The organism is Burkholderia sp. AU28863 (genome assembly GCF_002223195.1).
GTDB lineage: Bacteria > Pseudomonadota > Gammaproteobacteria > Burkholderiales > Burkholderiaceae > Burkholderia > Burkholderia sola.
On sequence record NZ_NKFE01000005.1, the window covers coordinates 1818221 to 1843335 of the forward strand.

The 25115-nt window shown below is 68.7% G+C and carries 25 protein-coding genes and 1 pseudogene; 7 read left to right on the forward strand and 19 right to left on the reverse strand.

Translation table 11 applies throughout. From position 1 onward, the window contains the following. Positions 1-52: 52 nt before the first annotated feature. Genes CFB81_RS24795 through CFB81_RS24805 form a run of 3 tightly spaced genes read left to right on the forward strand, consistent with a single transcriptional unit; the run spans position 53 to position 4235 of the window. A complete protein-coding gene (locus CFB81_RS24795; RefSeq protein ID WP_089436847.1) occupies positions 53-1498 on the forward strand; it encodes an efflux transporter outer membrane subunit in 1446 nt (481 codons plus the stop codon). Beyond that, positions 1495-2694 carry an efflux RND transporter periplasmic adaptor subunit gene (locus tag CFB81_RS24800; RefSeq protein ID WP_050014931.1) on the forward strand — a complete coding sequence of 400 codons (1200 nt, stop codon included), beginning with the start codon at positions 1495-1497 and terminating at the stop codon, positions 2692-2694. Before CFB81_RS24795 ends, CFB81_RS24800 begins: the two co-directional genes overlap by 4 nt. Before the next feature lie 2 nt (positions 2695-2696). Next, positions 2697-4235 carry a DHA2 family efflux MFS transporter permease subunit gene (locus CFB81_RS24805; RefSeq protein ID WP_069617316.1) on the forward strand — a complete coding sequence of 513 codons (1539 nt, stop codon included), beginning with the start codon at positions 2697-2699 and terminating at the stop codon, positions 4233-4235. Between the two features lie 219 nt (positions 4236-4454). On the opposite strand, the gene CFB81_RS24810 is transcribed toward CFB81_RS24805, so the two are convergent. The 5 genes from CFB81_RS24810 to CFB81_RS24830 are packed head-to-tail and all read right to left on the reverse strand — an operon-like array spanning position 4455 to position 8037. Further along, positions 4455-4766, reverse strand: coding sequence for a DUF1330 domain-containing protein (locus CFB81_RS24810; RefSeq protein ID WP_047902672.1), 312 nt, complete (start codon positions 4764-4766; stop codon positions 4455-4457). After that, positions 4763-5113: a non-heme iron oxygenase ferredoxin subunit gene (locus CFB81_RS24815; protein ID WP_069617317.1), complete on the reverse strand. Its 351-nt coding sequence runs from the start codon at positions 5111-5113 to the stop codon at positions 4763-4765. The genes CFB81_RS24810 and CFB81_RS24815 overlap by 4 nt, the downstream gene beginning before the upstream one ends. A gap of 14 nt (positions 5114-5127) precedes the next feature. Continuing rightward, positions 5128-5655, reverse strand: coding sequence for an aromatic-ring-hydroxylating dioxygenase subunit beta (locus tag CFB81_RS24820; protein WP_089436848.1), 528 nt, complete (start codon positions 5653-5655; stop codon positions 5128-5130). Next, positions 5656-6915 carry a Rieske 2Fe-2S domain-containing protein gene (locus tag CFB81_RS24825; protein WP_050018149.1) on the reverse strand — a complete coding sequence of 420 codons (1260 nt, stop codon included), beginning with the start codon at positions 6913-6915 and terminating at the stop codon, positions 5656-5658. It abuts the gene before it with no gap. A 15-nt stretch (positions 6916-6930) separates the two neighbouring features. Next, a complete protein-coding gene (locus tag CFB81_RS24830; protein WP_089436849.1) occupies positions 6931-8037 on the reverse strand; it encodes a 3-deoxy-7-phosphoheptulonate synthase in 1107 nt (368 codons plus the stop codon). A 206-nt stretch (positions 8038-8243) separates the two neighbouring features. On the opposite strand from CFB81_RS24830, the gene CFB81_RS24835 reads away from it, so the two are divergent. Further along, the gene (locus CFB81_RS24835; protein ID WP_069617320.1) at positions 8244-8684 is read left to right on the forward strand and encodes a thioesterase family protein; all 441 of its coding nucleotides are present in this window, start codon (positions 8244-8246) and stop codon (positions 8682-8684) included. Between the two features lie 40 nt (positions 8685-8724). Here CFB81_RS24835 and CFB81_RS24840 read toward each other — a convergent pair. Then, positions 8725-8922, reverse strand: a pseudogene (locus CFB81_RS24840) (LuxR C-terminal-related transcriptional regulator); the annotation flags it as partial. Between the two features lie 309 nt (positions 8923-9231). Continuing rightward, on the reverse strand, positions 9232-10170 hold the full coding sequence (locus CFB81_RS24845) for a LysR family transcriptional regulator (RefSeq protein ID WP_069617321.1): 939 nt from the start codon (positions 10168-10170) through the stop codon (positions 9232-9234). A gap of 775 nt (positions 10171-10945) precedes the next feature. On the opposite strand from CFB81_RS24845, the gene CFB81_RS24850 reads away from it, so the two are divergent. After that, positions 10946-11683 carry a sulfite exporter TauE/SafE family protein gene (locus tag CFB81_RS24850; protein WP_069617323.1) on the forward strand — a complete coding sequence of 246 codons (738 nt, stop codon included), beginning with the start codon at positions 10946-10948 and terminating at the stop codon, positions 11681-11683. 48 nt (positions 11684-11731) lie between these two features. On the opposite strand, the gene CFB81_RS24855 is transcribed toward CFB81_RS24850, so the two are convergent. The 6 genes from CFB81_RS24855 to ftrA all read right to left on the reverse strand — a co-directional run bounded on the left by CFB81_RS24855 (position 11732) and on the right by ftrA (position 18069). Continuing rightward, positions 11732-12310, reverse strand: coding sequence for an NnrU family protein (locus tag CFB81_RS24855; RefSeq protein ID WP_069617324.1), 579 nt, complete (start codon positions 12308-12310; stop codon positions 11732-11734). 305 nt (positions 12311-12615) lie between these two features. Next, positions 12616-13239 carry a TfoX/Sxy family protein gene (locus CFB81_RS24860; protein ID WP_089437130.1) on the reverse strand — a complete coding sequence of 208 codons (624 nt, stop codon included), beginning with the start codon at positions 13237-13239 and terminating at the stop codon, positions 12616-12618. Next, positions 13236-14345: a malate/lactate/ureidoglycolate dehydrogenase gene (locus CFB81_RS24865; protein WP_069617326.1), complete on the reverse strand. Its 1110-nt coding sequence runs from the start codon at positions 14343-14345 to the stop codon at positions 13236-13238. The genes CFB81_RS24860 and CFB81_RS24865 overlap by 4 nt, the downstream gene beginning before the upstream one ends. Positions 14346-14418: 73 nt before the next feature. After that, a complete protein-coding gene (locus CFB81_RS24870; RefSeq protein WP_089436850.1) occupies positions 14419-15873 on the reverse strand; it encodes a M20 family metallopeptidase in 1455 nt (484 codons plus the stop codon). A 77-nt stretch (positions 15874-15950) separates the two neighbouring features. Next, positions 15951-17021, reverse strand: a complete 1071-nt coding sequence (locus CFB81_RS24875) for a nitronate monooxygenase family protein (RefSeq protein WP_069617328.1) — start codon at positions 17019-17021, stop codon at positions 15951-15953. Between the two features lie 85 nt (positions 17022-17106). After that, positions 17107-18069 (reverse strand): transcriptional regulator FtrA, encoded by a 963-nt coding sequence (gene ftrA, locus CFB81_RS24880; protein ID WP_089436851.1) that lies wholly within the window; start codon positions 18067-18069, stop codon positions 17107-17109. A 114-nt stretch (positions 18070-18183) separates the two neighbouring features. Between ftrA and CFB81_RS24885 the strand changes: the two genes are divergently transcribed. Together CFB81_RS24885 and CFB81_RS24890 are read left to right on the forward strand one after the other, a co-directional pair. Beyond that, complete coding sequence (locus CFB81_RS24885) at positions 18184-18603, forward strand: rhodanese-like domain-containing protein (RefSeq protein WP_069617330.1); 420 nt, start codon at positions 18184-18186, stop codon at positions 18601-18603. A 90-nt stretch (positions 18604-18693) separates the two neighbouring features. After that, positions 18694-19020, forward strand: coding sequence for a superinfection immunity protein (locus CFB81_RS24890; protein ID WP_089436852.1), 327 nt, complete (start codon positions 18694-18696; stop codon positions 19018-19020). 15 nt (positions 19021-19035) lie between these two features. Here the strand turns inward: CFB81_RS24890 and CFB81_RS24895 are convergent, their stop codons facing one another. From CFB81_RS24895 to CFB81_RS24920, 6 genes are all read right to left on the reverse strand, one after another. Beyond that, the gene (locus tag CFB81_RS24895; protein ID WP_089436853.1) at positions 19036-20196 is read right to left on the reverse strand and encodes a cytochrome P450; all 1161 of its coding nucleotides are present in this window, start codon (positions 20194-20196) and stop codon (positions 19036-19038) included. Positions 20197-20297: 101 nt separating this feature from the next. Continuing rightward, entirely contained in the window at positions 20298-20564 is a 267-nt protein-coding gene (locus tag CFB81_RS24900; RefSeq protein ID WP_050018134.1) for a YodC family protein, read from the reverse strand. Between the two features lie 344 nt (positions 20565-20908). Further along, a complete protein-coding gene (locus CFB81_RS24905) occupies positions 20909-21769 on the reverse strand; it encodes an oxaloacetate decarboxylase (protein ID WP_089437131.1) in 861 nt (286 codons plus the stop codon). A gap of 141 nt (positions 21770-21910) precedes the next feature. Further along, positions 21911-23578, reverse strand: coding sequence for an ankyrin repeat domain-containing protein (locus tag CFB81_RS24910; protein WP_089436854.1), 1668 nt, complete (start codon positions 23576-23578; stop codon positions 21911-21913). 177 nt (positions 23579-23755) lie between these two features. Beyond that, positions 23756-24181 carry an N-acetyltransferase gene (locus CFB81_RS24915; protein WP_089437132.1) on the reverse strand — a complete coding sequence of 142 codons (426 nt, stop codon included), beginning with the start codon at positions 24179-24181 and terminating at the stop codon, positions 23756-23758. A gap of 57 nt (positions 24182-24238) precedes the next feature. Next, on the reverse strand, positions 24239-25099 hold the full coding sequence (locus CFB81_RS24920; RefSeq protein WP_069617333.1) for a MurR/RpiR family transcriptional regulator: 861 nt from the start codon (positions 25097-25099) through the stop codon (positions 24239-24241). Positions 25100-25115: the final 16 nt, after the last annotated feature.

Consider the following 25115-nt stretch of genomic DNA (forward strand, 5'->3'; position numbering starts at 1 on the left):
AGATATATTTTTAGATACAGATCGTTTGCCTTCACGCGACAGGAAACCGACCATGCCCCTATTCATCGATCGAGCGCGCGGTGCCCGCCGCCTGGTTCCTGCGCTCGCCGCGCTCGCGATTGCCGGCTGCGCGCCGTTCGGCCCGCAACGCCCGGCGGCCCGGATCACGCCCGTCGAGCAGCTCGATGCGGGCGCCGCGATCCGCGCCGCAGACGCCGGCTCGCCGACGGTCGCCGAACGCTGGTGGACCGCGTTCGGCGATGCGCAGCTGGATCGCCTCGTCGACGATGCGCTGGCCGGCGCACCGACGCTGCAGGCGCAGCGCGAACGGGTCGCGCAGGCGCTGGCCGAAGCCGACGTCGAAAACGCCGCGCTGCTGCCGCAGCTCGGCGCGACGGCGAGCGCGGTGCCGACGCGCCTGCCGGGCAGCTACCGGACGCCGCCGCCCGCGGCCGGGCACTGGCAGGTCGATGCGCAGGCGCTGCTCGGCGCGTCGTGGGATCTCGACATCGCCGGCCGGCAGCACGCGCTGGCGCGCGCCGCCGCGCTGCGTGCGGACCAGCAGCGCGCGCTCGAGCGCGCGGCCGCCGTGTCGCTGCAGGCGGCGATCGTCGAAACGTATCTGCAACTCGCGCTCGAACAGCGACTGCTCGCGATCGCGCGCGATACGCTGCAGCAACACAGCTATCTGCTGCGCCTCACGTCGCAACGCGCGGACGCCGGCCTCGACATGCAGGTCGCCGTGCTCAGGGCGAGCGAACCGATTCCGCACGCGCAAGCCGACATCGACATGCATGCGGCCGCGTCGGCCCGGCTGCGCCACCGGCTCGCCGCGCTCGTCGGCCGGGGGCCCGGTTACGCCGATGCGCTGACGCCCGCCGCGCCGCCGGCCGCGGCGCTGCCGATGCCGGCCGTCCTGCCCGCGGCGCTGATCGGCCGCCGGCCCGACGTCCTGGCCGCGCGCTACCGGGTCGAAGCCGAAGCGGCGAACATCGACGCGGCGCGCGCCGCGTTCTATCCGGACGTCAACCTGCTGGCCTTCGCCGGCGTGCAGAGCTTCGGCTTCCGCGCGCTGTTCCACGGCAACAGCGGCACGCTCGGCGCGGGCCCCGCGATCACGCTGCCGATCTTCGAGGGCGGGCGCCTGCGCGCCGGCCTGCGCGCGCAAACCGCCGCGTACAACGCCGCCGTCGCGACGTACGACGACACGGTCGTCAACGCGCTCGCGCAGGTCAGCGACACCCTCGTCCAGATCGACACCCTCGGCCGGCAGCGCGCGCTTCAGCGCGAGGCGCTGTCGCGCGCGCAACAGGCTTACACCATCGAAACGCAGCGCTACCGGAAAGGCATTTCCGGCTACCTCGACGTCCTGCTCGCCGAAGGCCGGCTGCTCGAGGACCGCGCATCGGTCGCCCGCGCGGACGCGTCGTTCGCGATCGAGCATGCCCGCCTGATCGCCGCGCTCGGCGGCGCCACTTCCACTGGAGTCACCCAATGAACCGTCCCGAATCCCCCGCCGCCGAGCCCGCGCTGCAGCGCGCGCGCCGGCGCTACTTCCGCTGGTTCTTCATCGCGCTCGCCGGCGCGGCCGGCCTCGCCGCCGTCGCGTGGGCCACCACGCGCGGCACCGAGACGACCGACGACGCGTACGTCTCCGGCGACGTCGTGCAGATCTCGCCGCAGATCGGCGGCACCGTCGACGCCGTGCGCGTGCAGAATGCCGACTGGGTCCGCCCCGGCGACCTGCTGTTCAGCGTCGACAAGACCGACGCCCGGCTCGCGCTGGACGAAGCGGTCGCGCAACTCGCGCATGCGGTGCGCCAATACCGCACCGCGCATGCGGACGCGGTGCGCGACGAAGCGCAGATCCGGGTGCGGCGCACCGAATGGGCGAAGGCGAACGACGACCTGCAGCGCCGGCTGAGCCTTGCGCAAGACGGCGGCGTGTCGCGCGAGGATCTGCGCCATGCGCGGGATGCGATGGACGGCGCGGCAGCCGCGCTGAACGCGCAGCAGGCTGCCTACGACGCGACCCTCGCGCGCACCGACGGCACATCGATCGATACGAATCCGCTCGTGCGCGCGGCGGCCGCCCGGGTCCGCAGCGCGGCGCTCGCGCTGCGCCGCACCGAAATACACGCGCCGCTCGGCGGGCTCGTCACGCGCCGGGTCGTGCAGGTCGGCCAGCACGTGTCGCCCGGCACGCCGTCGATGGCGCTCGTGCCGCTCGATCACGTGTGGGTCGAGGCCAACTTCAAGGAGTCGCAACTGCGCGGCATGCGCGCCGGGCAGCCGGTCGAGCTGTTCTCGGACCTGTACGGCAGCGACGTGGTGTTCCACGGGCGCGTCGTCGGGCTCGAAGCCGGCACCGGCGCCGCATTCGCGGCCGTGCCCGCGCAGAACGCGACCGGCAACTGGATCAAGGTCGTCCAGCGCGTGCCGGTCCGGATCGCGCTCGATCCCGCCGAACTGCGCGCGCATCCGCTGCGTATCGGCCTGTCGATGACGGCATCGGTGCCGGTCGATCACGGCCCCGGCACCGCATCGGCATCGCCGCCCGCCCGTCCGCCCGAAGCGCGCCGGTCGATCGACGCCACGTCGATCTATCGCGACGACGACGAAGCGGGCGAGGCGCTCGTCACCGAGACAATTCGCGCGAACAGCGGCGCACGCCCGCTCGCACCGGGAGCCTGACGATGCGCTTCTTCACCCGGAACGCGGCGCCGAAACTGCCGCTGGAGCCGCTCGCCGGCATGCCGCTGGCGCTCGTCGCGATCGCGGTCAGCGTCGCGAATTTCATGCAGACGCTCGACCTGACGATCGCGAACGTCGCCGTCCCGACCATCGCGGGCGATCTCGGCGTCGCCCCGGACATGGGCACGTGGATGCTGACCTCGTTCGCGACGCCGCTCGCGATCACGCTGCCGCTCACCGGCTGGCTCACGCAGCGCTTCGGCCAGGTGCGGCTGTTTCGCGTGTCGGTGCTGCTGTTCGTGCTCACGTCGGTCCTGTGCGGGATGGCGCCGAACTTCGAGTCGCTGCTGCTGTTTCGCGCGCTCCAGGGCGCCGCGTCGGGCCCGATCACCGCGCTGTCGCAGGCGCTGCTGCTCGCGGTATTCCCGTCGGCGCGCCGCCACGTCGCACTGGCCGTGTGGCAGACCACGACGTTCGTCGCGCCGGTGCTCGGGCCGATCGCCGGCGGCTGGATCACCGACAACCTGAGCTGGCCGTACATCTTCTACGTGAACGTGCCGCCGGGCGTGCTCGTGCTGGGCGTGCTCGCGCGGCTGCTGAAGGGACGCGACAACGCGACGCGGCGGCTGCCGGTCGACGTCGTCGGGCTGCTGCTGCTCACCGCCGCGTTCGGTTCGTTCCAGTTGCTGCTCGATCGCGGCCAGAACCTCGACTGGTTCGCCTCCGACGAAATTCGCATGCTGGCGGTCGTGAGCATCGTGTCGTTCGTCGCGCTGATCCTCTGGGAGCTGACCGACAACCATCCGATCGTCGACCTGCGGCTGTTCGCGGACCGCGACTTCACGACGAGCACGCTCGCGATCACGGTCGGCTTCGGGCTCTACTTCGGCGCGCTGGTGCTCGTGCCGCTGTGGCTGCAGACCCAGCAGGGATACACGGCCACCTGGGCCGGCATCGCCACCGCGCCGCTCGGCGTCGCGGGGATCGTGATCGCGCCGCTGCTCGGCCGCTTCCAGGGCCGCACCGACCCGCGCCTGCTCGCGACCGTCGCGCTCGTCGGCTGGGGCGCCGCGTCGTTCTGGCGCATGCATTTCAACAGCGACGTGACCCTCGGCGACATCGCCGCCAATTCGTTGCTGATGGGCGCCGCCACCGCGTTCTTCATCACGCCGCTCGTGTCGCTGTCGCTTGCCGGGCTGCCCCGCGAGCGGCTGCCCGCGGCATCCGGGCTGCAGAACGCGCTGCGCCGGATCGGCACCAGCGTCGCGACCTCGGTCGCGCCAACCTACTTCGAGCGTCGTTCCCGCGTGCACAACACCTATCTCGTCGACCACATCACGCCGTACGATTTCGCGTCCGGCGACTGGTTCGCGCGGCTCGATCACGCGGGGCTGTCGCCGTCCGGCGCGCTCGCGTCGGTCTCGCATGCGATCGACGTCGAAGCGCACATGCTCGCGCTGAACGATTTCTCGTTCGGCTGCCTGCTGCTGTTCGGCGCGACGCTGCTGGCGGTCTGGTCGATCCGCTACCGTCATGCGTGACGTCGTGAACGGAAACCGCCGGAAGCCGTGTCGCCCGGCGGAGCGATCGACCGGGTAACCGGGCGACAGGCGACAGGCGGCGGAAGTCTCCGCCGGATCGCATTGCCGTCATCGATGAATCGACGGCGCGGGCCGCATTCGACGGCGCCCCGAATGAAAAAAGGGTGCCGCGCCGATCGACACGGCGCGGCACCCCCTCGACTTCAACTTCGACTTCGCTTAACGCGGATCGCCGGCCGCCGGCACGTAGCCGTCGGCCAGGATGCCGATCGTCCGCGCGGCCGGCTCGCGCAGACGCTTGGCCGCCTGATAGCCCTCCGACCGATACCACTCGCGGGCGCGCTCCGCCGACTCGAATTCGAGCACGACGACGCGCTTCGGCGCCCAGTCTCCTTCCAGCGTCTCGACTTCGGCGCCGCGCACCAGGAAGCGCCCGCCGTACGCGGCCACCGTCGGCGCGCCGAGCCGGCGGTAGGCCTGGTACGCATCGACGTCGTGCACGTCGATATCGAACACCACGTACGCGCTCATGATCGCGCCTCCGCCGGCGTCGCCGCATCGGCCGGCGCGAGCTGCACGAACACGCGGCCGTTCTCGATCTTCACCGGATAGGTGTGCACGCACGTCGTCAGCGGCGCGCACAGCGCAATGCCGGTCCGCACGCTGAAGCGCCCCTGATGCAGCGGGCATTCGATCTCGTCGTCGAGCAGGAAGCCGTCGCTCAATCGGGCGTCGCCATGCGTGCACTGGTTCTCGGTCGCGAAGATCTCGTCGCCGACCGCATACAGCGCGATGTCGCGGCCGCCCACCCAGACGCCGAGTATTCCGTCGGCGCGCACCGCTTCCGGCGCGACCGCATCGATCCATTCCGTAGTCACTTTCGGCACCTCGTTCAGATCGGATAAATCAGCGAGTTCGGAATCATCTCGCTGTCGTACACGCAAATGCGCGACTCGAAACGCAGCCCGTGCGGCGTACGCACGATCCGGTCCAGGTAGCGCCCGGTGTTGTACACGTCGCTCATCTGCTCGGTCTTCGTGCGCAGCACCGCGTAGTTCGTCTCCGCCTCGATCACCGCGTCGTCGAGATACGTGATGAACGGCAGCCCGATCACGTGGCGCTGGTAGTACGGATCGAAGAACAGCGTCTCCTTGATCCCGTAGACGCGATCCTTCAGCATGCCCTTGCTCTCGAAGTCCATCACCGCGAGGGGCAGGTTGCGCTCGTGGTTCTCGCGCGGCACCACCGTGTACCGGCATTGCTCGACGAAGAATTCCGGCCATGCGTCCCAGTCGCCGCCGTCGAGCACGGCCGCGTACCGCGCATTGAACTGGACGAGTGAATAGAAATCCTCGAAGTTCGCGCCGCCCGCGTGCGGCTCGGCGGACGGTCGGCCCGTTCGTGTCGTGATCGTGCTCATTCAGGCCTCCATCACTTGGCGCCAGTACTGGTACATGCCGCGCACCAGCGTTTCGCTGACCATGTGTTCGGTCTGCTCGTCGATCTGCCGGCCGCCGAGCTCGTTGTAAACGTTGCCGTGCTGAATCTGCTCGAAGCTCTGCTGCACGCATTCGATGACCTCGCCGTCGTCCGCCGACACGAAGCCGGCCGGCCCGAACAGATTGGCCTGACGCAGCCGGCGCCGCGTCATCTCCTCCGTGTCGGTCTCGAAACCGAAATGCGTCCACACGTAGTCGAACACGCCCGGGCCGATCGGCCGGATGCGACGCGTCGACAACGCATTGACCTGCTGCTGGATGATGACGCTCGGCATCAGCGTGAGCATCACGACGGTCGGATCGCCCCACCACGGTTCGTGCACGACATCGAGGAAGCGGTCGTCGTGCAGCGTCATGCGCTCCTTGAAGCTCGTCACGTTGTGGGTCACTTCACCGCCGCCGCCGCCGCTGCGGATCGACACCATCGCGCCATGCCGGTGATGCGCATCGGTCACGAGCCGGGCGGGATTGTCCGCGCGCCACAGGCCGAAGTTGACGAACCAGGTATGCAGCAACCCCGCGTGATACGGATCCTTGATGTTCTCGACCATCAGCTTCCAGTTGCTCGGCACGCGCTGCCGCGTGTAGCCGAGCACGGTCAGCTTCGGGCCGTGGAACAGGCGATCGTAGTAAGGCAGGATGCGCGGGCCGAGGAAGTCCTCGAACGATTCGACGTTCTCGTCGAACGACGCGAACACGGCGCCGCCGCGCGTCGACACGCGCAGGCGCCGCAGCGCATGCTTGCCGGGCTCGAAATCCGCCGGCATGCCGCCGTTGATCGTGCCGCCCTGACGCACGCCGCGCCGGAACGGCACACCGATCAGGTTGCCCTTCAGGTCGTAGTTCCACTGGTGATACGGGCAGTGGAAATCCTTCGCTTTCCCCGAGCGCTCGCGGCAGAACTGCATGCCGCGGTGCGCGCACGCGTTTTCGAAGACGACGATCTCGCCGTCCTCCGTGCGCGTCATCACGACGGATCGCTCGCCGACTTCCGTGCGCTGGAAATCGCCGGGGGACGGCACTTCGGCTTCGAGGCCGATGTAGCACCAGTGATTCGCATAGAACAGGCGCTCGAGTTCCCGCTGGTACAGCGCTTCACTCGTATACGCCTCGTATGGCGTGCGGCTGGCGCCGTCGCCTTTCCAGTCGAGCGCGCGGGCGATGTCGATGGGTGAGTTCAAGAGAGCTCCTTTCATTCAGTAAGAAACGGCCTGCATCGCGACGGCGGCGCCGTGCGCGATGAAGCCGGCTGGCGAACGCCGCCGCGCAACCGCCGCGGCAGCCAACTGCTCGACGAGTTCGGCCGTGTGATCCCAGCCGAGACATGCGTCGGTGATGCTTTGGCCGAATACCGGCGGCGTGCCCGGCACCAGGTCCTGCCGCCCCTCGACGAGGAACGACTCGATCATCACGCCCACGATCGCGCGCTCCCCGCGATGCAGTTGCGCGGCGACGTTGCCGCAGACGTCGATCTGCGCGCGGGTCTGCTTGCCGCTGTTGCCATGGCTGGCGTCGATCACGACATACGGGGGAAGATGGGCGTCGCGCAGCGCGGCGCAGGCGGCCGCGACGCTGGCGGCATCGTAGTTCGGCGTCTTGCCGCCGCGCAGGACGATATGCGTGTCGGGATTGCCGCGCGTGGTCGCGATTTCCACGCTGCCGGACACGGACGACCTCAGGTAGCTGTGCGACGCCCGCGATGCGCGGATCGCGTCGATCGCGACCTTCACGTTGCCGTCGGTGCCGTTCTTGAAACCGACCGGCAGGTCGAGCCCCGATGCCGCCTGGCGATGGATCTGCGATTCGGTCGTGCGCGCGCCGATCGCGCCCCACGACACGAGGTCGTCGAGATACGGCGCGGTCATCGGATCGAGAAATTCGGTCGCGGCCGGCAAGCCCAGCGCATTGATGCCGAGCAGCACCTTGCGCGCGACGCGCAGGCCGTCCTCGATCCGGAAACTGCCGTCGAGATACGGGTCGTTCAGCAGCCCTTTCCAGCCGACCGTGGTGCGCGGCTTTTCGAAATAGACGCGCATCACGATCTCGAGCACGTCGGCGTACCGCTCGCGCAGCGGCGCGAGCCGGCGCGCGAACGCCAGCGCGGCGTCCGCATCATGGATCGAGCACGGGCCGACGATCAGCGCCAGCCGGTCGTCGTCGCCCGCGATGATGCGCGCCAATGCGCGCCGCGCATCGCCGATCGACCGTGCCAGGCCGGGATCGCAGGGCAACTCGGTGCGCAACCGCTGCGCACTGATCACCGCCACGCCTTGCGTCACCGCTGCCTCAACGGATTTTTCCATTTAACGCTCCACTCTCGCTGATCGGATGCCGATTTACGGAGCCAATTAGAGCGCGGTCAAGTCCCCGGTGATACTGTCATTTATCTCAGAAGCATTTCACATAGTGGATATCTGTGATTTCCGACAGTATTCCGATATGCGGTTCACGTCTAACTTAACTCCTGCCAAAAACGTTCTCACCAGCCGTTCTGCCAAGGAGCCTCGTAATGACAAGAAAATATTTTGAAACCCGAATCGACGTGAAGTATCGGGAAACGGACGCGATGGGCCATGTGAGCAGCCCCGTCTATTACGACTATCTGCAGCACGCATACCTGACCTACATGCACGATCTGCTCGAGCTGCCCTATTCGGAAAAGCTGCCGCACATCATGGTCAAGACCTCGTGCGAATATCTGAAGCCCGCGCAGTACGGCGATACGATCACGGTCCGCAGCAGCGTCACGCGCTTCGGCTCGAAGAGCTTCGAACTGGAATACCTGATGGTGCGCGACGGGCAGGCGGGCACCGAGGATTCGGCCGACGATCCGGCCGTGGTCGCGCGGGCCGTGTCCACGCATGTGATGTTCGACTACGGCAGCAAGACCACGGTGCCGGTGCCGGAGGAGTTCAGAACGCGCGTGCTGTCGTTCCAGGGCGCGATCTGATGCCGCAACCGGGGGTCCGCGACGGACGCCCCGGTACCGTTCAAGCAAACACGATCAGGCCCATCAACACGGCTTTCACGACCGCATTGGTCTTGTTGGACGCGTTGAGCTTGACGATCGATCTCGAAATATGGAAGTTGATCGTCCGCTCGGTCAGGCCGAGAATGATGCCGATCTCATAGGCGGTCTTCCCTTCCGCCGCCCATCGCAACACCTCGCATTCGCGCATGCTCAGCGCGACATCCACGGGAGCCGCTATATTCGCCGCACACTGAATCATTCGTTTCTCCATCCAGAATAAGACGCCAATGTTTCAGATTCGTTATTTCCACCGTTCACCTCAATTCACATACCCCTCGGATTGGATATTTATTCTTTAAAGGCGTCACGAATATTCGGCGAATTCACATGCAACGATCGTCCCACGCATTATCTCCGGCGTTGTCACAATGGATTCGAGCATACCGAATCGATTTACGCTGCGGAAGATGCACGAGACGCAATGTATCAATGACGTTGACGCACGCCACCAGAGTTGCATGACGCGTCACATCGAAGCGACCGCATGACAAGCGGGTGCGATCGCCTCGGCCACGCGCGGCGCGCAGATACCGCGCACGCAATCGCGCAGCCAGCGATGCGCGGGGTCGCGATCGAAACGCGGGTGCCAGATCTGCGAGACGGTCAGGTCCGCGATCGGCAACGGCAGCGTGAAGCTGTACATGCCGACGCGGGACCGTTCGGTCTGCCGCTCCGGCACGCTCGCGACGAAGTCCGAACTGCGCGCGAGCGACAGCGCGGTCGGAAAGCTCGACACGACGGTGGTCACCGAGCGCGCGATGCCGAGCGAATCGAGCAGCGTATCGATCGGGCCGTTGAACTGCCCGCGGCGCGACACGCTCACTTGCGGAAACGATGCGAAGCGTTGCGGCGTGATTTCGCCGGTCGCCAGCGGATGATCGGCGCGGACCACGCCGATGAAGCGGTCGCGAAACAGCGCCTGCACGCGCAGCTCGGGGCCGGCCTGGCCGATCACGCCGACCTCGAGATCGATGTCGCCGTTGCGCAGCGCGTCGACATGCTTGTTGGGTTTCGGCGCGAAGCGCAGCCGCACGTCGGGCGCGGCGCGCGACGCGTGTTCGAGCAGCGCCGGCGCGAAGGTCTCGACGAATGCCTCGTTCGCGCGAATCGAGAACGTGCGCTTGAGCGTGCTCATGTCGACCCGTTCGCACGGACACATGACCGAGTGCGCCTCCACGACGAGCGCATGCACCCTGTCGCGCAACTCGAGCGCGCGCGGAGTCGGGACGAGATCGCGCCCGGCCCGCACCAGCAACGGATCGCCCGTCATCACCCGCAAGCGTGCGAGCGAGCGGCTGAGGGCGGACGGACTGAGGCCGAGCGCGTTGGCCGCGCCCACGACGCTGTTCTCGGACAGCAATGCGTCCAGAACGACGAGAAGATTGAGGTCGATGGAAGTCGCCATGTTGCGCTCTTGCTGTACTGTCGGGACCGGCCGGCCGATGGGCCGACGGCATCGTGCCTCGGGCGCATGTGCTCCGTGATTCGCGATAGACCGGAAATCGGCAGTCGCGCCGCCGAGCCCGACGCACGAATCGTGCGTCCGCCGAAATGGCGGGCAGCGAATGGCGGGGAGTATTCGTGCCACTGAGAAAATCCGCTACGGATTTATTGCACTTGTGAACGATTGTGCACCGCGCTGCAATAAATCGCAACCTGACGCGATGCGTATCGGGTTTAAATGAAACGATGCGCGCGAATGAACAATAAAACAAAACCGTTTTCGACTGTGTCGATCCGCGCATCGCGCACGCAAGCCGGCAGTGAAGCAGGGCCCGCGGCGGCAAAGCCTGGGCGGGCGTCACCGGGCGCTGCATGCCCGGCCGGCACGGCTTCCGCGCGAAGCACCGCACATTCCCGCACATCGCGATCGAATATCAGAACATTTAGACGCTTCTATTGACTTTCACACCGATATTCCGCCTCGGTTCGCATGCGTTTCACGAAAACAAGGTCGGCGGGTCGATTCGCGCAGATTTTCCCGCGATCCGAGAAAATGCTCCGGATTGTCCGGCATGCCCCTTTTGCGACTCGATCGGCATTTCACCGGGGCAGGTGATGTTTTGATTATCCCGCCGCGTCGTTTCTTCCCGCGCCCGCGATCCTGCATTACCATCGTGCGTCCGCCGCGCCTGCCCGCATCCGGCAAGCACGCCCAACCTGTTCCCGTTCCCGCACCGATGCTCGCTCTCATCATCCTCGCCGGCCTCTGGGCCGGCCTGCAGAACGCCCTCGCGGGCGGCGGTTCGTTCATCACGCTGCCCGCGCTGATCGTGTCGGGCATGTCGCCGCTCGCGGCCAACATCACGTCGACGGTCGCACTGTTCCCCGGTCAGGTCACGACCGGCTGGGCGAGCCGGAACATGGTGAGCGGCGTGGGCAGGCTGCCGTTTCGCGCACTGTTCGCGATCAGCGTGGCCGGCGGTGCGCTCGGCGGCCTGCTGCTGCTGAAAACGCCGTCGTCGATCTTCTCGCATCTGGTGCCGTGGCTCGTGCTGTTCGCGACGGTCGTGTTCGCGTGGGGCAGTTTCTTTCGCAAACCGCGCGCTGGCGCGCAACATCTCGGCCCCGTCGCGGCCGGGGTCTCGCAGTTCCTGATCGCGGTCTACGGCGGCTACTTCGGCGGCGGCATCGGGTTCCTGATGATGGCCGCGCTGACGATGGCCGGCCTGCCGCCGCGTCACGCGATGTCGACGAAGAATGCGCTCGCGGGCGTGATGAACGCATCGGCCGTCGTGCTGTTCGTGACGTCGCCCCAACTGCACTGGCGCGCGGCGATCGCGCTCGGCGCCGGCGCAATCGTCGGCGGCCTGCTCGGCGCGTGGGCGCTGCATCGCGTGAACGAACGCGTGCTGCGCATCGCGATCGTCTGCATCGGCGCGCTGCTGACCGTCGGGTTGTTCGTCAAGCCGATCTGATGCACGCGCGCCGTTGCCGCGGCAGCCGGTCCGGCCCGGCGTGCGCGTTCAGCCGAACGGCCGCACGCCGATCAGCGGGCCGTGCAGGAACCGCGCGAACACGGCCCACGCGACGAGCCCGGCCGCAACGGCCGCGACGTCGCCGGCCAGCGCGCCGGCCGGATAGCGGACACCGTCGCGGCGATCCCGCGCACGCGACACGACAAAATCGACGATCGACCACACGAAGAACGCGCCGAACAGCACGACCGCGTGCACGGTGCCGTTCACGAGCAGGTGCGCAACCGCCCAGACCATCACGCCGGCCAGCATCGGATGCCCGACGAGCGTCTTGATCCGGTTGCGCGGCACGTACGATGCGGCGATCAGCACGAACGCGACCGCGGTCAGCATGCCCGTCAGGTGGCGCACGCCGACCGGCGACACCCACAGCAGCGTCGCGCCCGCGCGGGCGAGCCCGTACCCCCAGACGATCAGCACGAAGCCGACGATCGACGCGATCGCGTAACCGCCCTTCCAGCCCTTCTCGCCGATCCGCTCGATCGTCGCGGACCGCCAGCCGTCGGCGACGATCCGGATCGAATGCACACCGAGGAAGATCGCTAAACCGAGAATCAGGACGAGCATCCGCTGTCTCCGTCTGGAATGATGGGTGGGGAAGCGTTCCGCGCGGCGTCCGGTGCGCCGTTCGCGGGGCCGGCGGCGGGGCCGGCGCGGGTCGCGCGAGGCATGGGCGCAACCCGCGCCGATCATAAACGCCGGGGCCGCCGTTGTGAAGCATGCGGGACGTGCGGTGCGTCAAGCTCGATGCATTCACGCACCGGATCGTGCGGGCACATTGGTCGCGCAGCGTGCTGGTCGGCCGCGACGGGCACGCCTGAAAAAGTAAGGAAGGCGAAAACCGCGACGCTGTCGCTTCTCGTGATCGGGAACTACGCCTGCTTGCGCTTCGTCGCGGGTTTCGGTGCCGGCGCGGTCGACGATTGCGATGCCGGTTTCGCTTTCTGCGCGGACGCGCGTTTCGATGCTGCGTTCGCCGCCGGTTTCGTTTTCCGTGCCGACGCGGATTTCGTTGCCGGTTTCGTCGCAGGCTTCGCTGCCGGTTTCGTTACCGATTTCGCTGCCGGCTTCGCTGCCGGTTTCGCTGCACGTTTCGACGCGGCCTTCGGCCCCACCCCGGACACCGTCTCCGACGCCACCTTCGCCTTGCGCTTCGGCGGCCCGGCCAGCAGCGCCGCGCGATACGCGCTGCGGCACCAGTCGAACAGCGCGCCCGCATCCTCGAGCACGTCGGCCGGCGTCTCGTAATAGCCCTCGAGCGAGACGGTGCGCGTGGGCCGCGCGTACGAGAACGGCCCCATCCCCGCCGCGACGAACGCCGGCCGGTTCACGTCATCCACACGCAGGAACAGCGACCCGCGCGACATGAAGCCGAACATCACGCCATCGAGCCGCAACGCCGCCCCGCTGAAGAACCGCGCAACGGCGACCGTACCGAGCGGCGCAAGCTGGTACGCGATTTCCTCGCCGTGCGCCTTCTCCGCCTGCCAGCTCATGCGGGCACCTCGCAGCGCTGCGTCCATGCATCGAGCGCGGCCGCGTCGATGCCGACGGCCGCCGCGCTCTCGCGAATCTGCCGCCACGTCGCGCGGTCGACCGGAATGCCGGTCGTGCCGCGTGCGGCGCGGCTCGCTTCTTCAGGTTCGCCGGGCATCTGCACCGGTGTATCGCCGGCCTGCGGCGACGCCTTCGCCCACGCGACGAACGCATCGGCTTCGCGTTCGGCATCGGCCGCGTCGAACGCTTTCGGATCGATCAGCACCGACAGCATCCCGTTGACGATCGCGCTCGTCTTCTGCAGCGTATCGCCGTACGTCGTATGCCCGCCCACGAGTGCGCCGCCGAAGATCTCGCACATCGCCGCGAGCGCATATCCCTTGTGCAGCCCGAACGGCAGCAACGCGCCGAACGGCTGCTCGTGCATCACGGCCGGATCGTCGGTCGGCTCGCCGCGGTGGTCGATCAGCGACCCGGCCGGCACGCGCTTGCGCTGGTTGTACGCGACCCGCGTCTTGCCGTACGCGATCGCGCTCGTCGCGAAATCGAGCAGCAGCGGCGGCTTGCCCGCACGCGGATACGCGGCGCAGAACGGGTTCGTGCCGAAACGCGGATCGGTGCCGTGCAGCGGCGCGACCAGCAGGTCGCCCGGCACGTTGACGAAATGGAACGACACGAGCCCCGAGCGCGCGCACTGCTCGGCCCAGTGCCCGATGCGGCCGAGGTGATGGACGTCGCGCAGCCCGATCGCGCAGATGCCCATGCGCCGCGCCCGCTCGATCCCTTCGACCATCGCCTCGAACGCGATCACCTGGCCGAAGCCGCGCCCGCCGTCGATCGTCAGCACCGCGCCGCCGTCGCGGACGATCGACGCGTGCGCGTTCAGCTGCAACTGCCCTTCCCGCCACGATGCGACGTAATTCGGGATCATCCCGATCCCGTGCGAATCGTGGCCCGCGAGATTCGCGCCGACCAGATGATCGGCGACGAGCGTCGCCTCGCGCGGATTGCTGCCGGCCCGCTCCCAGAGTGCCGCGACGAATGCATGCAGCGGTTCGGCGCGCATGCGCAGCGGTTCGGTGTCGGGCGTCGGCAGTGCGGTCATCGGCAACACTCCATCCAGTCGGTTCGGGTCGGGCAATAGGTACGTCGAATCGGTACGTCGAACGCTGCGACGCTCAGCGCGCGGTCGCGATCACGTCGGCCACCGCCGCCGTGAGCTTCTTCGCATACGGCACGTGCAGGAACTCGTTCGGGCCGTGTGCGTTCGACTTCGGCCCGAGCACGCCGCACACCATGAATTGCGCGGCGGGAAAGCCTTCCTGCAGCACGTTCATCAGCGGGATCGTGCCGCCGAGCCCCATGTACGCGCAGTCGGCGCCGAAGTGGCGGCGCGACGCGGCGTCGAGCGACGACGCGAGCCACGGCGCGAGATCCGGCGCGCTCCAGCCCGTCGCGGCGCCTGCGTCGGGCTTGAACGTGACTTTCGCGTTGTACGGCGGATCGAGTTCGAGCAGTTCCTTCAGCTGCTGCACGGCCTGCACGGCGTCGACGAGCGGCGGCAGCCGCAGCGACAGCTTGAACGCGGTGCGCGGACGCAGCACGTTGCCCGCATCGGCGAGCGCCGGCATGCCGGCCGCGCCCGTCACCGATAGCGACGGACGCCACGTCGAATTCAGCAGCGCCTCGCGCGGATCGGTCGTGGTCGGCAGCACGGGCTTGCCGTCCTGGCCGCACGCCCAGGGCAGCCCCTTCCACACCGTATCGCCGAGAATCGCGGCGGCCGCTTCGGCTTCGCGCACGCGGCTCGACGGAATCTCGCAATGGAACACGCCCGGCAGCAGATTGCCGTTCTTCGCGTCTTCGAGGCGTTCGAACAACTGGCGCATCACGCGGAAGCTCGACGGCGCGATGCCGCCGTACACGCCCGAGTGGATGCCTTCTTCGAGCACCTCGACCTGCAGGTCGCCGGACACGAGGCCGCGCAGCGACGTGGTGAGCCACATCTGGTCGTAGTTGCCGGCGCCCGAATCGAGGCACACGACGAGCGATACCTGGCCGAGCCGGTCGCGCAATGCGTCGACGTACGGCAGCAGGTCGTAGCTGCCCGACTCTTCGCAGGTCTCGATCAGGCCGACGCAACGCGGCCGCTCGACGCCCTGCTCGTCGAGCGCGCCGAGCGCCGCGAGGCTCGCGTAGATCGCATAGCCGTCGTCCGCGCCGCCGCGGCCGTACAGCTTGCCGTTCTCGAACTTCGGCGTCCACGGGCCGAGATCCGCGCGCCAGCCGTCGAATTCGGGCTGCTTGTCGAGGTGGCCGTACAGCAGGATCGTGTCGGTGCTGCCCGAACGCGTGGCCGGCGACTCGAAGAAGATCACCGGCGTGCGGCCCGGCAGACGCACGATTTCGAGCTTCAGGCCCTTCACGGGCTGCCGTTCGGCCCACTGCGCGGCATCGGTGACGACGCGTTCGAGATAACCGCGCTTCGCCCAGTCGGGGTCGAATGCGGGACTCTTCGCGGGAATCGCGATGTAGTCGGTCAGCGCGTGGAGGATTTCATCGTTCCACTTGCGCTCGATGAAGGTGACGAGCTTGTCATGGTCGAGGACGGGGGTAGTGTCGACGGAAGTCATGGTGGGGTGCCTGGATCGGGCTGACGAAAATCCAGATCATACGCCGATGCTCCCCCGCCGGCGCCCCTCCCGACCGTTCAGCCAGCCTTCGGAAACGCGTCGCGCAGCCCGGCCGCGCAGGCGAGCGCGTCGCGCCACAGGCGCCGCGTCAGTTCGCCGGCATCTTCTTCGCGCGCGAGCGCCGCGGCCTCGCCCGACCACAGCAGCGAGAAATCGTCGCGGCCCTGCCGCTCGAACGCGCCGCGCAGCGGATCGACCGCGGCCGTCGCGAGCGGAAACGCGGGCGCGAGCGCACTCATCGGCCCCTGTTCGCGCATGAAGCGCGTCAGCAGCCCGCGTGCGGGGCGGCCCGTGTACAGGTTGGTGATGCGCGTACCGTCGTCGCGGGCGGCGCGCACGGCCGCTCGATGTTGCGCCGAGCGGCCGGCCTGCGGCGTCAGCAGGTAGCCGGTGCCGATCTGCACCGCGCTCGCGCCGAGCGCGAACGCGGCCGCGATGCCGCGCCCGTCGGCGATCGCACCGGCCGCGATCACCGGCGCGCGGACGGCATCGACGATCTGCGGCAGCAACGCGAACAGGCCCGGTTGCGCGTGGATATCGTCGGTCAGAAACATCCCGCGATGGCCGCCGGCCTCCGCCCCCTGCGCGACGATCGCGTCGACGCCGCGCGCATCGAGCCAGCGCGCCTCCTCGACGGTCGTCGCGGACGACACCACCTGTGCCCTCGTGCGACGCACGCGGTCGAGCAGCGCGTCGTCCGGCAACCCGAAATGGAAGCTCACGACGGCCGGCCGCAGTTCCTCGACGACCGCGCACATCGCATCGTCGAACGGCGCGCGGCCGGGGCCGCCTTTCACGTCGGCCGGGTCGAGCCCGGCTTCCGCGTAGTAGCCGCCGAGCGCCGCGCGCCAGCGGGCGTCGACCTCGGCATCGGACGCGGGCGGCGCATGGCAGAAGAAATTCACGTTGAACGGCGCGGCCGTGCGCGCGCGGATCGCCGCGATCTCGTCGCGCAACTGCTGCGGGCCGAGCGCCGCGCACGCGAGCGAACCGAGTCCGCCGGCTTCGCACACGGCAATCGCGAGCGGGCTCAGCGAGCCCACCATCGGGGCCTGGATCAACGGCAAACGGGAAGGCAGCATCGTCATCGGAATCCCTTTTTTTGAATGAGTGGCCGCGCCACGTCGGGGGTGCTTTTCTTCGTCGCGCACGTGCGATCCGGCCCGGCGCCTGCTACGTGCCGCCGCGATCCATCCCGCGCCGGTACGCGGCCGGGCTCGTCGCCGCGACGCGCCGGAAATGCCGGCGCAGCGATTCCTCGGACCCGAATCCGGCACGCGCCGCGACCTGCGCAAGCGGCAACGCGGGGTGCGCTTCGAGCATGTCCTTCGCGACGTTGACGCGTTCGCGGATCAGCCATGCGAGCGGCGACATCCCGGTCGCATCCGCGAACTGACGCTGCAGCGTGCGCGTGCTCATCGCGGCCTGCGCGGCGAGCGACGCGAGCGTGTGCGGCTCGGCCGCATGCGCGCGCATCCAGTCGATCAGCTTCGCGAGCCGGTCGGTGCCGCCCGGCGCAACCGGACGCGGCACGAACTGCGCCTGCCCGCCGTCGCGATGCGGCGGCAGCACGAGGCGCTGCGCGACGCGATTCGCGATCGCACCGCCGTGATCGCGGCGCACGAGATGCAGCAGCATGTCGAGCCCCGCCGCCGAGCCGGCCGACGTGACGATCTGTCCTTCATCGACGTACAGCGCATCGGGATTCACGCGCAGCGCCGGATAACGCGCCTGCAGGCGCTCCGCATACCGCCAGTGCGTCGTCACGGTGAGACCGTCGAGCACGCCGGCCGCCGCCAGCACGAACACGCCCGAACAGATCGAGCAGAGCCGCGCGCCGCGCCGGTGGGCCGCCCGCAGCTTCTTCAGCAACGGCTCGGGCGGCAGTTCGTCCGGATCCCGCCAGCCGGGAATCACGATGGTGTCCGCGCGATCGAGTGTCGCAAGCCGGTAAGGCGCGGCAACGGTAATGCCGCCCGCCGCGCGCACGGGCCCCGGTTCGCTCGCGCATACCGCGAAGCGATACCAGCCGACGCCGAGTTCGGGGCGCTCGAGGGCGAATAGTTCGACCACGCAGCCGAATTCGAACGTGCAGAGACGATCGTAGGCGAGCGCGACGACGAGATGATTGTGCATGGCGCGATGTTACCGGAACTTGTCGATCGCGCCACTGCCGCGAAACGGCCCGAACCGCGATACTGCCCTTCATTGCGGCGCGTTCCGTGCCCGCTCAACCAGGAGAGCCCGACCATGTCCTATGTCACCGACGTCCCCGCCGCCGACAGCCCCGCCGCGCTCGCGCACTTCGAGGCATCGCTGCGCTTCGAGACCGATTGCTGGGACGTGCACGACGCACTCGCGTCCGGCACGCCCGATTTCGTGCTGCTGGACGTGCGCGGCCCCGACCTGTTCGCCGCCGGCCACGTGCCCGGCGCGCGCAACCTGCCGCGCCGCAAGATCATCGAAAGCAAGCTCGCCGGTTACCCGGCCGATACGCTGTTCGTCGTCTACTGCGCGGGGCCGCACTGCAACGGCGCCGCGCGCGCGGCGATCCGGCTCGCGCGCCTCGGCCGGCCGGTCAAGCTGATGATCGGCGGTGTGACGGGCTGGCTCGACGAAGGTTTCGCGCTGAGCAAGGACGCGCAGCCAGCCGACGCCGAAGCCGCCTGATCGTCACCCAAAGCGCAACAATCAATTGCCTGCACACGAACGGAAAAAGCGCGACAATCAGCCTCATTGCAGTTCGGACGGAGCAGCACCATGCATGATGCAGTCCTGATTCAAGTGGCCGGTTCAGTCGCGGCGATCGCGCTCTATTTCCTGCCGGCCGTCATTGCCGACCGGCGCGGCCGGCACGACAAACTGACGATCGCGATGTTCAACGCGCTGTTCGCGTGGACGGGCATCGGCTGGCTGATGACGCTGTACTGGGCGTGCCAGCCGAACCCGCGCACCGACGTCGCGCAGACGATCCTCGCGACGCGCCGCGGCGTCAGCATGCGGACCTTCTCGACCGGCCTCGTCGAACGCGTGCAGCGCCGCGTCGCCGCCCAGGAGCAATGGGCGGAAAAACAAGGCTGCCGTTAAGCCCCTCTTTCCGCTTCACCGACTCGCGTCGAACTTCGGCATCCTGACATTGGTCGACGCGCGGTAATCCCACCTCAGTGCGCCGTGCGGCGGCCAGCCGCCCGCGCGCAATCGCGCCGCGAACGCCCCCGCCGTCACCGCCCGTGCGATCCGCTCGCCCGGACACCCGTGCGGCCCCGTGCCGAAGCCGAAATTCGGCCCGGCCGTGCGCCCCGGCATCAGCCGGTGCGGATCGCGGTGCACGGCCGCATCGCGGTTCGCCGCCGCGAGCACGACGAGGATCGCATCGCCGGCCTCGACGCTCACGCCTTCGATCGACGTGCGCGCCGCGACGAAGCGGCGCGTGTTCTGCACCGGCGCATCGAAACGCCCGACTTCGGCGACGAATGCGTCGAGCGCGGCCGCGTCCGGCACCGCGCCTGCTTCGCCGTTCCATGCCACGATTGCATTGCCGAGCCAGGCGGCCGTCGCCTCGCACGTCTGCGACAGCAACCCGACGAGATTCGCGACCAGCGCGCCGCTCGCGTGCCAGCCCGACGCGCGGGCCGCCTGCTGCACGGCGGCGACCAGCGTGCCGTCGTGCGCGTGCGACTGCGCGACGCGTTCCGTCATCCGGTCGAGCAGGTGCCGCGCCGCGTCGCTCGCGCGCGCCAGCGCCGCGGCATCCGACAGCGGCGACAGCGCGGCGACGAACTCGACGACCCGCGCGGCGATGTCGTCGAGTTGCGTGTCGTCGAAGCCGAGCAGATCGGCAACCGCGCACACCGGCACCGTCATGCACCACGCGTTCAGCGCATCGGCATCGCCCGGCGTCGGCAAGCGCCGCGCGGCAAGCGCGTCGGCGCGAGCGCGCAGCGCGTCCGTGTCGATCGGAGCGAACGCCGTACGCAACACCTGCTTCGGCAGGTCGTGTCGCGACGCGCCATCGTTCATGCGCACCAATTCGCCGAACAGCGCACCGGCCGTCGTGCCGCGCAGCGCGGGCGGCACCGGCGCGTCGAGCGGGCGCACGCGGCAGGCCGGATGGCCGAGCACGGCCGTCACGGCCGCCGCGCGGCTCGCGACCCACAGGCCGAGCGTGGCGTCGAACGCAAGCGGCGGCCCGTCGACGAGCGCGGCGTAATAGGGATAGGGATCGCGGTGCGTGACCGCGGCAATGGGATCGGTCGGGTTCATGCGTTCAGTATCGGCGCAGCGCGCCGCCGCATGTTTCGGTATGGCGTGAAATGTCGTCGCACGGCCGCCGCGCGTCGCGGCATCGCGGCGGCCGGCCGGCGTCAGGCCGCCGACCGGTAGCGGTGCGACTGCATGCGCAGCCGGACCCGCCCGGCCGAAATCGCGCGCGGCTCGGGCGCCACCGTGTCGTGATGAAACATTTCCTGCCGGAACTCGCCGTTTTCGTCGAACCACTGGCAGATCAGCCAGTCGCCGTCGTCGAACACGACCGGCCCGGCATAGGTGACGGTCATGCGCGGCCCGCCCGTTTTCAGCGTCACGACATCGCCCACGCGAAACCTGACGCGGTGATTTTCTCGGATCGTCATCGCTCTCTCAGCTTTTTATATATTGAATATATTGATATTCCCGGCAACCCACTCGCCGGCCATTCGAACGTGACGCAGATTATCAATCAAAAAATCATCCGGCAACTCCCGTGGACTGAAACGTTCTGAACGGGAACCTGCAACAATGGGCGGTATCGTCGCGCATGAGGGCCCACCGGGCCTCGGATCCGGCGTCGTTTGCGCGCCGGCGGCGGCTGATCGGGCGGAATGCGGAGAATAAACGACGATTTTCGCATCAGCATCGACGATTAATGCGGACGCGAAACCGATTGATTATTGTCAATCAATGCTTGATTGGAAACGATTCCGGATTTTATTGGGGCTCATTCGCCGGACAAAATCGGCGAATTATCCGGCGCCGCGAACCAGCGGTTGATATCGCGCCCCGGCACGGCTGCCCGGGCAAACGTGAACGTGCCGTCGCGCCTCATCTCCGTCGCCGCGCGCAGGAATGCGCCCAGCGCGGCCCGCGCCAGCGCGCCGCCGACGCTGACGCGCTTCACGCCGAGCGCGGCCAGCTCGTCGAGGCTCAGCAACCCGCCCTGCAGACCCATGACGACATTGACGGGCGCGCCGACCGCGCGGGTCAACGCCGCGATCTCGTCGGCGTCGGTGATGCCGGGCGCATACAGCACGTCGGCGCCCGCGTCGCGATAGGCGACGAGCCGCGCGATCGTGTCGTCGAGGTCGCGGCGGCCGTGCAGGTAGTTTTCGCAGCGCGCGGTCAGCGTGAACGGAAACGGCAACGCGCGCGCCGCGTCGACGGCCGCCGCGATGCGTTCGACCGACGCGTCGCGCGCATAGATCGGCGCATCGGCGCGGCCGGTCGCATCCTCGATCGAGCCGCCGACCGCGCCCGCCTCGGCCGCCAGCCGGATCGTTTCGGCCACCGTGTCGGGCGCGTCGCCGAAGCCGTTCTCGAGATCGGCGCTGACGGGCAAGCCGCCCGCGGCGACGAGATCGGCGATGTGATCGAGCATCGCGTCGCGGTCGATCGCGTTGTCGGGCCGCCCTTTCGAAAACGCGTAGCCGGCGCTCGTCGTGGCGAGCGCTTCGAAGCCGGCCATCGCGAGCAGGCGCGCGGTGCCGGCGTCCCACGGGTTCGGGATGATGAACGCGCCGGGGCGCGTGTGCAGTGCACGGAAAGCTTCGGCGTGGCGGGCTTGCTGGTCGGAACGGGTCATCGCGAACTCCGGGAAGGTGTTGACGGTGAGCTTACGCCGGTCGTGCACGCGACGTTTCAGCGTTTGCCGAAATGTCGTCGCGCAACGGGAAAACTCGCCCGTGCCGAATGCGGCCCCCCGCGCACGGTCGCCCGCGTCGCGTCACGTCGATGCGGGCTGCCCGTCGTCGACGCCGAGCAACACGTCGGTGACGGCCTCGGAGAACCGCATCGCGCGACCGTCGATCACCACGCCTTCCGGATTCGACGGATCGCGCACCGCCGGCGGCACGCCGTACGCAAGCAGCATGCGCGCGCACGCTTCCCAGTCGGGATCGCCGACGCCGGCCGGCTCGTTGACGGACGCCCACGACAACGTACCGAGCGCATCGCTGCCGAACCCGTGCAGGTCGCGCCAGCTCGCGCCGTGTGCAAGCAGGAACGCCAGCAGCTCGGCATCGCCGCGAAACACCGCGTGATTCAGCGCGCTCGCGTCCCAGTCGCCGCCGCGCGCGGCGATCGGCCAGCCCAGCTCGACCATCACCTTCACCGCATCGCGCGAGCCCCATGCGGCGGCATCCGGCAGCAGCCGCAGCCGGTCGCCGGACAGCGCGCCGGGGAGTTCGGGGTGTTCCGCCTGGATGCGCCGCGCGTCGTCGGCATCGGCACGCGCGCAGGCCGCGATGAACGCGTCGTGCGCATCGAGCGCCTCGTCCGCGCCGGCCGCGCGCAACAACGCCGCCACGTCGGACAACCCGGTCTGCATAGCCAGCCGGTACGCGCCGACGCCCGCCGCGGTCCGCGCGCCGGGATCGGCGCCGGCCGCGAGCAGCGCCGCGACATGGCCTGCCGGGCAACGCACGGCGATCGCACGCAGCAACGGCGCCCCCCACAGCTTCGTCGGCCCTTCGCCGGCCGGTTCGTTCGGGTCGCCACCGTGCGCGAGCAGCAACTCGAGCGCGGCCGCGTCGGGCACGTCGAGGGCGCGCCGCAACGCATTCGTCCCGCCCACCCGTGCGCCGTGCTCGAGCAGCAGACGCGTGCACGCCGGATTCTCCACCGAGTGATACAGCGATTCGCCGTCGTTCGGATCGGCGCCGGCTTCCAGCAGCATCGCGGTGAGCACCGGATCGCGATTGACGCCGGCGGCGCCATATAGCGCCGACAACGGTTTCGACTCGTCGGGCTCGGCAAGCGAGGCCGGCGGATACCGGTTGCCGATCCGCTGGTTCGGATCGGCGCCCGCATCGAGCAGATGACGCGCGCACGCACGCAACCTGGCTGCGAATTCGGGAAGCTGCGCGAGCCGCGAATGCGTGACGGCGACGAGCGGCGGCAACTTCAGCGCACCGTCGGCGCGCGCGATCCAGCCGGAATCGGCCGCCACCGCCGCCTTCACCGCGTCGAGATCGCCGGCCGCACACGCGACGATCGGGTCCGCCGACACGAGATCGGGATGATCGAGCAGCAATTGCGCGGCGACGCGCGGCCGGGCCGCGTCGAAGCCGCCGGTCACGTCGGCGCCGTAGGCGAGATCGAGCCAGCGCCGGATCAGCCGCGATCGCGGTTGCCGCGTGAGCGCATGCGTTTCGACGAACACGCCGAGATCGGCCCACGAAGCAAAGCCGTACTCGCGTGCGATGCAGGACTGCGCGTCGTGCAGGCGCAGCCCGAGCGCGAGCGTTTCGTCATGCGTGCGATGTGCGGCGGCGGGCAGGAATTCGACGAAGCGCGCGACGGCATCGGCGTCGCCCTGCCGGTACAGGCGCAACAATGCCTTCGCCTGCTTTTTCAGATGATCGGGATGGGCGTTCGGAGGCAGCTTTTTCATGCGGATCCTCGTGCATGGATGGCCGAAGGTCCGCAATACCGCCAGCACGAAGGATGGGGAAGACTGGATTGGCTACGACAGGTGGGTTGAACCCTTTCCGCGGACCCGGAAGCGACCTGCATCGCTGCCCGGTATCGTAGGCGACGGCCACCGGCATCGTCAACCGTGCCGCGCCGTTCAGCCCGCGAGTTTCTTCGTCAGGAAGATGCGCGTGTGCCCGACCGGATAATCGGGCAGCTCGCCGAAACGCACATAGCCGCGCTTCTCGTAGAACGGCCTCGCCTGGAAGTCGAACGTGTCGAGCCACGCGCTGTGGCAGCCGCGCGCGACGGCCTCTCGTTCGGCCAGATCCATGATGCGCGTGCCGGCGCCCTGGCCGCGCGCGGCCTCGGGCACCACGAGCAGGTCGACATGCAGCCAGCCGAACGCCGTGCCGCCCCACAGGCCGCCGACCACCGCGCCGGCCGCGTCGGTCGCGATCACGGCCAGCGGCCGGAAATCGGCCGGGCCGGCCTGGCTTTCGTTGAAGCGGACGAGCGGCGCGACGATCTGCTTGCGCACGTCCGCGTCGGCCGTGTCGGTCACTGCGTAGGTCAACGTCATCGGTTGCATCGGGTCGTCATTGAAAGTGGGCCCAACAAGCTGCATGGATCGCGCCCGTCAAACGACGTACGCGCCCTTCGCGTGCAGTTCCGCCTCGGTCCGCTCGAGCGCCGCGACCGCATCGCTGCCTTCAAGCGCCAGCAACTGCGCGACGAGCGCCTCGGCCATCGCATGCGCGGCCACCAGCGACGGAAAGAACGACGGGCTGTCGTGCGTGAAGATCAGTTGCGCGTCCGCGTGCAGCGCGATCGGCGACACCGCGCTGTCCGTGATCGCGACGATCTTGCTGCCCTGGGCTTTTGCCGCCTGCGCGACGCGCGTCGCCTCGGCCGAATACGGCGCGAAGCTGATGATCACCGTCACGCTCTGCTTCGCGATCGCTCGCAGCTCCATTTCGAGCGAACCGGCGACGCCGTTGAGCAGCGACACGGTCGGACGGAACAGCCGGTAGCCATAGACGAAACCGAATGCGACCGGATAGCACGAGCGAAACCCCGCCACGTGCACGTGCGATGCCTTGCGGATCAGCTTCGCCGCATCCGCGAGCGCGTGCTCGTTCTGCGTGGCGGTCGCCGACAGGTTGTGCTGCTGCGCGGCGAGCAGATCGTGCGCGAGCGACGCCTTCGCGTCGGGCCGCACGAGCGAGCGCGCGCGTTGCGTGAGCGGCTCGGGACGCGTGCGCACGCGCGCGACGCACAGGTCGCGCAGCTCGTTCCAGCCGGGAAAACCGAATTGCTGCGCGAGCCGCACGAGCGATGCAGGCTGCACCTGCGCGCGCTGCGCGACCTTGCGCATCGACGACGTGGCGACTTCGTCGGGATGATCGAGCAGGAAGGCGGCGCCCGCCTGGAATTGCGGGCTCAGCTCGGAAAATTGCGCCCGGATCCGGGACGCGAGTTCGTCGAAATTGGCGGCCATCTTGGTGGGAACGGGA

Excerpts from the sequence above, each read along its gene's own strand:
- CFB81_RS24795 (WP_089436847.1), top strand. The coding sequence starts at position 53 with ATGCCCCTATTCATCGATCGAGCGCGCGGTGCCCGCCGCCTGGTTCCT.
- CFB81_RS24800 (WP_050014931.1), top strand. The coding sequence starts at position 1,495 with ATGAACCGTCCCGAATCCCCCGCCGCCGAGCCCGCGCTGCAGCGCGCG.
- CFB81_RS24805 (WP_069617316.1), top strand. The coding sequence starts at position 2,697 with ATGCGCTTCTTCACCCGGAACGCGGCGCCGAAACTGCCGCTGGAGCCG.
- CFB81_RS24810 (WP_047902672.1), bottom strand. The coding sequence starts at position 4,766 with ATGAGCGCGTACGTGGTGTTCGATATCGACGTGCACGACGTCGATGCG.
- CFB81_RS24820 (WP_089436848.1), bottom strand. The coding sequence starts at position 5,655 with ATGAGCACGATCACGACACGAACGGGCCGACCGTCCGCCGAGCCGCAC.
- CFB81_RS24830 (WP_089436849.1), bottom strand. The coding sequence starts at position 8,037 with ATGGAAAAATCCGTTGAGGCAGCGGTGACGCAAGGCGTGGCGGTGATC.
- CFB81_RS24835 (WP_069617320.1), top strand. The coding sequence starts at position 8,244 with ATGACAAGAAAATATTTTGAAACCCGAATCGACGTGAAGTATCGGGAA.
- CFB81_RS24845 (WP_069617321.1), bottom strand. The coding sequence starts at position 10,170 with ATGGCGACTTCCATCGACCTCAATCTTCTCGTCGTTCTGGACGCATTG.
- CFB81_RS24850 (WP_069617323.1), top strand. The coding sequence starts at position 10,946 with ATGCTCGCTCTCATCATCCTCGCCGGCCTCTGGGCCGGCCTGCAGAAC.
- CFB81_RS24855 (WP_069617324.1), bottom strand. The coding sequence starts at position 12,310 with ATGCTCGTCCTGATTCTCGGTTTAGCGATCTTCCTCGGTGTGCATTCG.
- CFB81_RS24860 (WP_089437130.1), bottom strand. The coding sequence starts at position 13,239 with ATGAGCTGGCAGGCGGAGAAGGCGCACGGCGAGGAAATCGCGTACCAG.
- CFB81_RS24865 (WP_069617326.1), bottom strand. The coding sequence starts at position 14,345 with ATGACCGCACTGCCGACGCCCGACACCGAACCGCTGCGCATGCGCGCC.
- CFB81_RS24870 (WP_089436850.1), bottom strand. The coding sequence starts at position 15,873 with ATGACTTCCGTCGACACTACCCCCGTCCTCGACCATGACAAGCTCGTC.
- CFB81_RS24875 (WP_069617328.1), bottom strand. The coding sequence starts at position 17,021 with ATGACGATGCTGCCTTCCCGTTTGCCGTTGATCCAGGCCCCGATGGTG.
- ftrA (WP_089436851.1), bottom strand. The coding sequence starts at position 18,069 with ATGCACAATCATCTCGTCGTCGCGCTCGCCTACGATCGTCTCTGCACG.
- CFB81_RS24885 (WP_069617330.1), top strand. The coding sequence starts at position 18,184 with ATGTCCTATGTCACCGACGTCCCCGCCGCCGACAGCCCCGCCGCGCTC.
- CFB81_RS24890 (WP_089436852.1), top strand. The coding sequence starts at position 18,694 with ATGCATGATGCAGTCCTGATTCAAGTGGCCGGTTCAGTCGCGGCGATC.
- CFB81_RS24895 (WP_089436853.1), bottom strand. The coding sequence starts at position 20,196 with ATGAACCCGACCGATCCCATTGCCGCGGTCACGCACCGCGATCCCTAT.
- CFB81_RS24900 (WP_050018134.1), bottom strand. The coding sequence starts at position 20,564 with ATGACGATCCGAGAAAATCACCGCGTCAGGTTTCGCGTGGGCGATGTC.
- CFB81_RS24905 (WP_089437131.1), bottom strand. The coding sequence starts at position 21,769 with ATGACCCGTTCCGACCAGCAAGCCCGCCACGCCGAAGCTTTCCGTGCA.
- CFB81_RS24910 (WP_089436854.1), bottom strand. The coding sequence starts at position 23,578 with ATGAAAAAGCTGCCTCCGAACGCCCATCCCGATCATCTGAAAAAGCAG.
- CFB81_RS24915 (WP_089437132.1), bottom strand. The coding sequence starts at position 24,181 with ATGACGTTGACCTACGCAGTGACCGACACGGCCGACGCGGACGTGCGC.
- CFB81_RS24920 (WP_069617333.1), bottom strand. The coding sequence starts at position 25,099 with ATGGCCGCCAATTTCGACGAACTCGCGTCCCGGATCCGGGCGCAATTT.